Source organism: Nitrospirota bacterium (genome assembly GCA_016212215.1).
Lineage (GTDB): Bacteria > Nitrospirota > 9FT-COMBO-42-15 > HDB-SIOI813 > HDB-SIOI813 > JACRGV01.
In genome coordinates this window covers 1-8789 of sequence record JACRGV010000079.1, presented here as the reverse complement: position 1 = coordinate 8789, position 8789 = coordinate 1, and the positions used below count along the sequence as shown (strand labels likewise).

Genomic DNA, 8789 nt, shown 5'->3' with positions numbered 1-8789 from the left:
CTAATCACATGAGCAGTGAGTCCATACGATATTTGTGTGAAGAACTTAATTCAACAGAAACAGTATTTCCGGGCACAAATCTGCGACTGGTTTACGAACTGGTATCTTAACAAATTCCACGAGGTCAGGAGGTCTGTAGGTGGGGTTTATCTCAGAAAATCACCTCCCCTAACCCCTCCTTGTAAAGGAGGGAAATGTTAAGAGGTTGTCATAATGCCGCTACTCGAATTAAGGGAAATCTCCAAGATATACAAGCTAGGCGATATAGAGGTCAGGGCACTAGATAATGTCTCCGTTAATATTGAGCGGGGGGAATTTATCGCAATTATGGGGCCGTCAGGTTCAGGTAAATCTACCTTTATGAATATCCTCGGATGCCTTGATAAGCCTACCAACGGCAGGTATCTTCTGGATGATACTGATATCGGCGGTCTTGACAGGGATGAACTTGCGGAACTAAGGAACAGGAAGATAGGGTTTGTATTTCAGGGATTTAACCTCCTGCCGCGTGTGTCTGCACTTGAGAATGTGGAACTCCCCATGCTTTACAACGGCCTCACTTCAGCAGAGAGGGGCAGGCGTGCTATGACCTCCTTGAAGAATGTCGGGCTTGAGGGGAGGGGAAAACATCACCCCAATCAACTCTCAGGCGGGCAGCAGCAGAGGGTAGCGATTGCAAGGGCACTTGTAAACGGTGCACCCATAATCCTTGCAGATGAGCCGACAGGCAACCTGGACACAAAAACCAGCAATGAAATAATGGAACTATTTGTAAGCCTCAACAGGCAGTCCGACATTACCATAATCCTAGTAACCCATGAGCATGACATAGCAGCATACAGCAAGAGAATTATTAAATTTGTTGACGGCAGTATTGTCAGTGATGCGGAAGTGAAAGATTCATGAGACTATGCTGCCGCCATTTTTTCTAATATGAATATAGCGCTGACCATAGTATCTGTTCTCACCATTATTTAAGTATGAGTCCGGCATCGTGAACGGGATTTGCGATGCGAGTCCGGCAATAACATTTCCGGTGATGTTACTCTCAAAGTTCCATACAATTTCATTTGCGTAATCTATGTTATCCGTAATGATGTGAATGTCGCCTCCGAATTCAAGTGCATCGTAGAGCACCTGTGCAAAAGCATTGCCGCCCCTTTCCCGGGGCCAAAATAGTCTTAATACAAAAGGGTAGGGTTTTTTAAAAGGAGGAGGATAATTAATGAATATTTCTTTTATCTCTTCGTTACGGAAAATCTGTGGAATCACAATATCTGCCTTAGCATTGTATATGAGCCTGATATTATGTAAGTCTTTCTGCCGGATTTGGGCAATCAGTGATTCGATCTTATCTTGATTTTGAGAATCCATTAACTCAATGCCCACATAATTCTTCCCGGGATTTGCACGTGCCTGTTCCAGAATAAATTCCCCTCTCCCAAAACCTATTTCAAGTACAATAGCATTTGAATTACCGAAGATATCTTGCCATCTCTCCTTTGTATCAGACAGTATCCGCCAGTCTGTAATTGGTTGCGGTATAAGTGGGGCCATGCAGTACAGTAGAATAGTTAAGTTTGAAATGCAAGGCTGATAGATAAATTGGGATGACCTGTATTAATCCCTCAGAAGTTATATTTCAAGACCCCTTTAAAACCTGCGGGAATGACAGCATTTTTGGACTTTTGCAAGAGCCTCTAACAGTGATGAAAACTCAATCTACACGTATGCCATTCCCAAAGTCAAAGATCTATTAGGGTATGAACCTGATGAGGTTATTGGCAAGACACCGTTCGATCTAATGCCTCCGGAAGAGGCTGAACGAGTTTCAGAAGAGTTTGGCCGTATAGCAAGAGACCGGATACCCTTTTCCCGTTTAGAGAACATGAACCTTCACGCAGACGGTCATCACGTGATTCTGGAGAGAAGTGGTGTACCGATCCTTGATGTCTTCGGACATTTCAGAGGCTATCGGGGCATTGACAGGGACATTACAGGGCGCAAGAAAATTGAGGAAAGAAATCTATGTCAATTAAACAGACTTACCGCTCTGCGTGAAATTGATATTGCGATCACGGCAAGCCACGACCTGCACCTTACCCTCAAGGTAATCATCAATAATGTCATAAACCAATTAAAGATTGATGCTGCCGACATCCTGATGTATAAACCCGGTCCTCAGATTCTTGAATATGCCGCAGGGTCCGGCTTTCACACTCAGGCGCTGCAATACACACGATTGAAAATAGGCGAAAGTTATGCAGGCCGGACAGCCCGTGACCGCTGCATGGTCTGTGTGCCGGACCTGAGAAAAACTGATGGGTTTAAGAGGTCAAAGTACATGAATGATGAGAATCTCATATCTTACTATGGAGTTCCGCTCATTGCCAAGGGAAATGTAATTGGCGTTCTGGAGATCTTTCACCGCCGCAGTTTAGAACCTGATCAGGAATGGTTAGGTTTTCTTGAAGCACTGGCCGGACAAGCTGCGATTGCCATAGAAAATGGGGTATTAATCACAGAACTTTACAGGGCCAACATGGATATCATCACGGCTTATGATGCAACCATTGAGGGTTGGTCAAAGGCATTGGATTTGCGTGACAAAGAAACGGAAGGGCACAGCCAACGCGTCACAGAATTGACTTCCCGGATTGCCTATGCAATTGGGGTAAATGAGGCCGAACAAGTGCATCTACGCCGTGGTGCATTACTCCATGATATAGGCAAGATGGGCATACCGGACAGGATATTATTAAAACCTGGTCAACTCAATAAGGAGGAGAGATATATCATGAACAAGCATCCTGATTTTGCGGATGCAATGTTGTCGCCCATTGAATATCTCCGTCCGGCCCTCGATATTCCATATTGCCATCATGAAAAAATGGATGGCACTGGTTACCCTCGGGGACTTAAGGGTGAGCAGATACCTTTATCAGCCAGGATTTTCGCTGCTGCGGATATATTTGATGCACTAAGCTCAGAAAGACCTTATCGCCCTGCCTGGTCAAAAGAAAAGGTGTTAGAACATATACAATCCCTGTCAGGGAATCACTTAGACCCTAAGGTGGTGAATATATTTCTTGCCAATGAAAAAGATATGTTATCATTTCCTCTTTCATTATAAAGTACTCTCTCTGGTGCCATGCCTAGAATATTGATTTATGTGACTCGCCTATACAGAAATCCTCCTTTTCTGTGCACTAATTAAATGAATATGATACATTGCTAACAATTATGATAACACCGTCGCTGAAAGAACTTTCATTAGCCTTTCTCAGGCTTGGACTCACGGCCTTTGGCGGGCCTGCAATGGTTGCCCATATCAAAGAAGTATCAGTAAATAAAAAAGTCTGGCTTGATGAGGAGACATTTGACAATGGCGTGGCCTTATGTCAGTCAATCCCAGGGGCTACTGCCATGCAGACATCTGCTTATGTAGGATTAAAGGCAAGAGGCGTTATTGGCGCACTAATTTCTTATGTCAGCTTTGGTCTGCCTGCATTTATCCTAATGGTGATACTTTCCGCTGCATACATGAAATATCATGACTTGTCACGGGTAATATCTATTTTAAGCGGATTAAAGGTAATCGTTATAGCAATAATACTGAGTGCAGTCTACTACTTTGGCAGGGGTTTGTTTAAGGATTACAGGACAGTGTTGATAGCGGTATTATCTGCTCTGCTATTCGGGTTTGGTGTAAACCCGTTTATCGTGATTGCAGGAGCTGGTGTGTTGGGGAGTATTGTGTTGGAGAATAGACAAGAAAACTCCACTCCATATATTTCCCTCCCCTTCAAGGGGAGGGCCAGGGTGGGGATGGGGTTCCTCATCTTAACCTTAATCTTTTTCTTCCTCGCCGTACTTTATTTTTTTGACCCAAACCTCTTCAGACTTGCTGCAATCATGTTACGCATTGACCTGTTCGCTTTTGGCGGCGGGTTTGCATCACTGCCGCTAATGCTGCATGAGGTTGTGAATGTTAGAGGATGGATGGACAGCAAGACCTTTATGGATGGGATAGCACTTGGACAGGTAACACCGGGCCCAATTGTAATTACTGCTGCATTTGTGGGATATTTATTATACGGCTTGTCAGGGGCAATTGTTTCAACCATTGCAATCCTATCTCCTTCTTTCCTGATATTAATTATATCTGCACCATACTTCGACAGGGTCAATAATTCTTTATACTTTAAGGGGGCTGTCACGGGAGTTCTATCATCATTCGTTGGCCTTCTTATCTACTTAGCAATAAATTTTTCATTAGTCATCCAGTGGGACATTGAAAGGATATTATTGGGAACGGCTGTCTTAACTGCACTGCTCCTGAAAATTGATATTCTTTATGTTATTCTTGCAGGAGGAATAATTTCGCTGGTTCTTTTTTAATAATTACTACTGGACAAATCAGAGCACACTATGTTATTTATGCTTGAGATAAAGGTGAACAAAGGATCAAGTTAATAGGCTGAAGACTGAAGGAAGAAGTCAGAAGCAAGAAATCAGATAGAACAAGATAAAGGAACGAAGAAAGAAAGAGAGAAGAAGCAGGAAATAATATGCAAAATAAGAATCGTGCACATTTGCCATTGATGTTTATGGGGATGGTGTCGCTTGTGGCAGCACTGTTGGCCGGGCTGAGCCGCATAGGATGGCCATTGCCGTCTGTAGTACATAACTTTTCTATGCTGCATGGGCCTCTTATGGTTTCAGGGTTTCTCGGGACTCTGATAAGTCTGGAGAGGGCTGTGGCATTAAAAAAGGGCTTTACTTACATTGCCCCTCTGCTGACAGGTCTTGGGGCCATACTTCTGATAACAGGCGTCCCTTACACTTATGGGTATACTTATGGACCAATCTTAATTACAACCGGAAGCCTTGTGCTTGTATTAGTGTTCATTTATATCTACCGCATACAATCCGGCCTTCATATTATTATAATGGGACTTGGGGCGCTTTTGTGGTTCGGTGGAAATTTCCAGTGGCTCAAAGGGGCGCCGGTGCCGCAGGTGGTTATGTGGTGGGCAGGTTTTCTTATACTGACAATAGCCGGTGAACGTCTTGAACTATCCCGATTACTACAGCATCCTGTTTCAGTAAAGGCACTCTTTATTATAGATACTGCAATATTCATAACAGGAATAATGTACACAGGTGTTAATTTCGAATCAGGTATTCGCCTCACAGGGGTAGGGATGATTTTCTTATCACTATGGCTGATAAAGTACGACATGGCACGCCGCACTATTTATCAGAAAGGCTTATCCCGTTTCATCGCTGTATGCTTATTGTCAGGTTATGTATGGCTGTTGTTCAGCGGGATACTTGCAATATATTCAGGCGGGGTAATAGCAGGCCCTGTTTATGATGCAATGCTCCACAGTGTATTCCTCGGTTTTGTATTTGTTATGATATTCGGACACGCGCCGATCATCTTCCCTGCTGTATTAGGCACAACAATGAACTTCTATCCGAGGTTTTACATCCACCTTATAATACTTCATATTACACTGATTCTGCGTGTAGCAGGTGACCTTATGCTCTGGATGCCGGGGCGGCAATGGGGCGGATTACTTAATGCACTTGCCATTATTATCTTCTTTGTGAATACAATTTCTGCGGTGTTATCCAGACAAAAAAAACATAACTCCCCCTAACCCCCTCCCGTCAAAGGAGGGGGTTTTTCTCTATGTACCCTCTCCCTCAGGGAGAGGGTCCGGGTGAGGGTGGGGTTATTTCAATGAACTCAATAATCTTGGCACAAGCTGTTTCTTCCTTGAAAGAACGCCTTTAAGTTCAGCAAGATGGGAGGAGAGTATTGGATAGCCCATGCGTGTAACAATTGAAGAGTCGCCGGTAAAAAGCAGGAGGCTGTTTTCATAAATTATGTCGGAAACAAGAAGACATGCCATTGTAAGTCGGTCTTCAAGAAGTATCTTGTTGAGGGCTTCAAGTAATGATTCCCTGAGTTTTTCAAAGGTAAGCATCTCTATAACTTCGATCTGACCAATGCCGATATTGTGTTTCCCGACCTCATATATCTTATAGTCGGTCTTTATTATCTCTTCAGGCTTTTTCTTCAGCAGGTCAGAGCTTGCATTAAATATCTCTTCACCGTGCTTTTGTATATTTAATCCGGCCACTTCAGCAAGATATGTTGCAGCCTTCACATCCCTCTCTGTTGTTGTGGGTGACCTTAGAATAACGGTGTCAGATAAAATGGCGGACAGCATGATGCCTGCATACTCTTTCTCAGGTTCAAGTCCGAATTTCTGATAAAGCTCTGCTATAAGTGTATTGGTACATCCAACAGGCTCAACAACAAAAAGTATAGGATGAAGCGTCTGAAAACTCCCGATCCTGTGATGGTCATAGACCTCAACAACCTCAGCCTCCTCAATGCCGGGAATAGCCTGACTCGCCTCATTATGATCAACAAGTATCACCCTTTTTCTGTACTCCTTCAGCATATCCCTGCGTGTAAGAATACCGGTAAGCCTGCCTGAATCATCCACTACAGGACACCCCCTGTGCCCGGACTCAAGCATCCTGTTCTTTACATCCAGCAGCAGATTGAAGGGGGACACAGAATAGAAGTCAGTAGAATAAATCTCATGAACAGGGGTACTGAGATGAAGCAGTCTTACGGTTGTCGCAGTATCATAAGGCGCGGAGATTATACTTACCTTATTCTTTCGTGCAGTTTCAAGGATGGCCTTATCAGGAAGATAACCTCCGGTTATAATAAGGCACCTCACACTATTTTCAGCGGCACATTGCTGTATCTCTTTACGGTCTCCGACAATAACAATACAGCCTTCATCAGGATAAGATTTCAGAACCTCAAGAAATCCTTCTGCCTCCATTGCACCGACTACTATCCTGAAAGAGTTCGTCTCATTTTCATTGAACAGGAATAGTGCATTCCCGTGGATCACCTTTGCTACAGCGAGGAGGGATGCCACAAGGCGGTTAGAAGTTGCCGCCTCTGCATGACGCACATAGAATTTTGCCAAATCCTGCAGGGTAATTGCACCCTTGAAATAGCCGTCACGGTCTGTCACCGGTACCATGAGCAGGTCATAACTGTTCATGAAATCGAGCACATCCCCGATTGACATATCCGTATTGACTGAAAGTGCCTCTGATGTCATCACATCCTTTACCCTGACCTTTACATCAGGAAGATAAAGGGGCCTGTCCATGCCGAACATATTAAGAATAAACTCCGTCTGAACATTCGCCTCACCTGTCCGCGCCGCTATTACATTGATAGAACCGGTGATCTGTTTAAGACGTGCATAAGACAATGCCGCACAGATAGAATCTGTATCAGGATTTCTGTGACCGATTACATATATAGGTTGCTCTTGCATAGTTTGCATATAATGCCAAAACAGGGATTTCTTGTCAATCAGTTTAAATGTTTAACCTATGACGTTCAAGTATCTCAATCTCTGTCTCTTTATTCACTTTAAGCCTTTTCCCCTCATCTATTAACCCTCTGCACGATATAACATCCCCTCTTTTTAATTCATCATACACCTTATTCACAGACGACCGGTCTTTATCAAGCCTCACTACTAAATTTCTCCCGTTTCTGCCGCATATATAGAATTCAATCTTGCCTTTGGATATGAGCGGTTCACTTACTATTCTGTAAGAATACTCATCAGAAAATAACCCCATCCCCTCCCTAACCCTCCCCTTGAAGGGGAGGGGATTAAGGGGAGGGGGGGTTCCATAAAGATATTTTAACAGTATCCGCTCAATAGCATTACTTTCAGACATGATGAAGGATTATGACAGATACTGGAGAAGGTATCAATTACTGATGAACCCTCATGAGCCGATGGCTCACAAAGGGGCATGAAAATTAGGCTCAGGATGAAACAACCCCACCCTCACCCTAACCCTCTCCCTGAGGGAGAGGGGGCTACGTTGATTCCCTCCCCTTCAAGGGGAGGGGTAGGGTGGGGATGGGGTTGATTTTCGGATGAACCCACATGAGCCGTGGGCTCACAAAGGGAAATGAAAATAGTAAACAGTAAGCAGTGAGCAGTAAACAGGAAAGGCAGTCTTTATCTGCTAACTGCTTACCGCTTACTGCTTACTTGGGGTCATTTTCGGATGAACAAAAAAAGCCTTATCTATAACAGATAAGGCTCTTTGTGCTAATCTATATTGTTCTCTTCCTAACTACTATAACTAACGTACGAATATTTTACGTCTGAATGCTGCCAATCCAATAAGCCCGCTGCTGAGAAGTAATAAAGAGGCAGGTTCAGGAACGCCGCTTACGCTAACATCCGCCGAAATTATTGGAGAGCGCAGCCCCCAACCTTCATCGCCAAGCCCTTGCATTGTACCGTAATCAAATACATAAGTGTTGGCGCCAGAAAGAAGTGTGTGAGCTACACTGAATTGTGTCAGTCCACCTCTAAACCAACCATAAGACGTGATAGATACTATAGTGACTCCAGGATCACTGTAGTTGATAAAGTTACTGCCCCCGCCTCCCATATCGAAACCACCTTGAAACATCATATTTCCGTTTATAGTGAGGGTAAATGTATCCGTGCAACAGTTTACCCCATCAACAGACAAATAACCTAATAGATCAAATGTGAGGGCCGCAGGTAACCCTTCAGTGAGGCGTGGGAACCCGGTCGTGGGGTAAGCCTCCTTTCCAATATTATGGGGGTTGTATGTACTATAGGTTTGATGGCGGTGAAGTCCCTGAAGGGAAGAGAAGTTTGAAGGGATCGAGGGTCATG

The 8789-nt window shown here is 44.0% G+C and carries 8 protein-coding genes; 4 read left to right on the top strand and 4 right to left on the bottom strand.

All coding sequences use genetic code 11. The features are described 5' to 3' along the window. Nucleotides 1-213: 213 nt before the first annotated feature. Nucleotides 214-906, top strand: a complete 693-nt coding sequence (locus tag HZA08_07085) for an ABC transporter ATP-binding protein (GenBank protein MBI5193191.1) — start codon at nt 214-216, stop codon at nt 904-906. Here the strand turns inward: HZA08_07085 and HZA08_07080 are convergent. Continuing rightward, nucleotides 901-1557 (bottom strand): hypothetical protein, encoded by a 657-nt coding sequence (locus HZA08_07080; GenBank protein MBI5193190.1) that lies wholly within the window; start codon nt 1555-1557, stop codon nt 901-903. The genes HZA08_07085 and HZA08_07080 overlap by 6 nt on opposite strands. Before the next feature lie 247 nt (nt 1558-1804). Here HZA08_07080 and HZA08_07075 point away from each other — a divergent pair, with 247 nt between their 5' ends. The 3 genes from HZA08_07075 (at nt 1805) to HZA08_07065 (ending at nt 5669) form a co-directional block, all read left to right on the top strand. Beyond that, on the top strand, nt 1805-3133 hold the full coding sequence (locus tag HZA08_07075; GenBank protein ID MBI5193189.1) for an HD domain-containing protein: 1329 nt from the start codon (nt 1805-1807) through the stop codon (nt 3131-3133). 110 nt (nt 3134-3243) lie between these two features. Further along, a complete protein-coding gene (gene chrA, locus HZA08_07070) occupies nt 3244-4401 on the top strand; it encodes a chromate efflux transporter (protein MBI5193188.1) in 1158 nt (385 codons plus the stop codon). A 170-nt stretch (nt 4402-4571) separates the two neighbouring features. Then, the gene (locus HZA08_07065; GenBank protein ID MBI5193187.1) at nt 4572-5669 is read left to right on the top strand and encodes a hypothetical protein; all 1098 of its coding nucleotides are present in this window, start codon (nt 4572-4574) and stop codon (nt 5667-5669) included. A 75-nt stretch (nt 5670-5744) separates the two neighbouring features. On the opposite strand, the gene HZA08_07060 is transcribed toward HZA08_07065, so the two are convergent. The 3 genes from HZA08_07060 to HZA08_07050 form a co-directional block, all read right to left on the bottom strand. Beyond that, nucleotides 5745-7388 (bottom strand): putative manganese-dependent inorganic diphosphatase, encoded by a 1644-nt coding sequence (locus HZA08_07060; protein MBI5193186.1) that lies wholly within the window; start codon nt 7386-7388, stop codon nt 5745-5747. Between the two features lie 43 nt (nt 7389-7431). After that, entirely contained in the window at nt 7432-7701 is a 270-nt protein-coding gene (locus HZA08_07055) for a hypothetical protein (protein ID MBI5193185.1), read from the bottom strand. A gap of 519 nt (nt 7702-8220) precedes the next feature. Beyond that, nucleotides 8221-8376, bottom strand: coding sequence for a VPLPA-CTERM sorting domain-containing protein (locus HZA08_07050; protein MBI5193184.1), 156 nt, complete (start codon nt 8374-8376; stop codon nt 8221-8223). Nucleotides 8377-8789 lie beyond the last annotated feature (413 nt).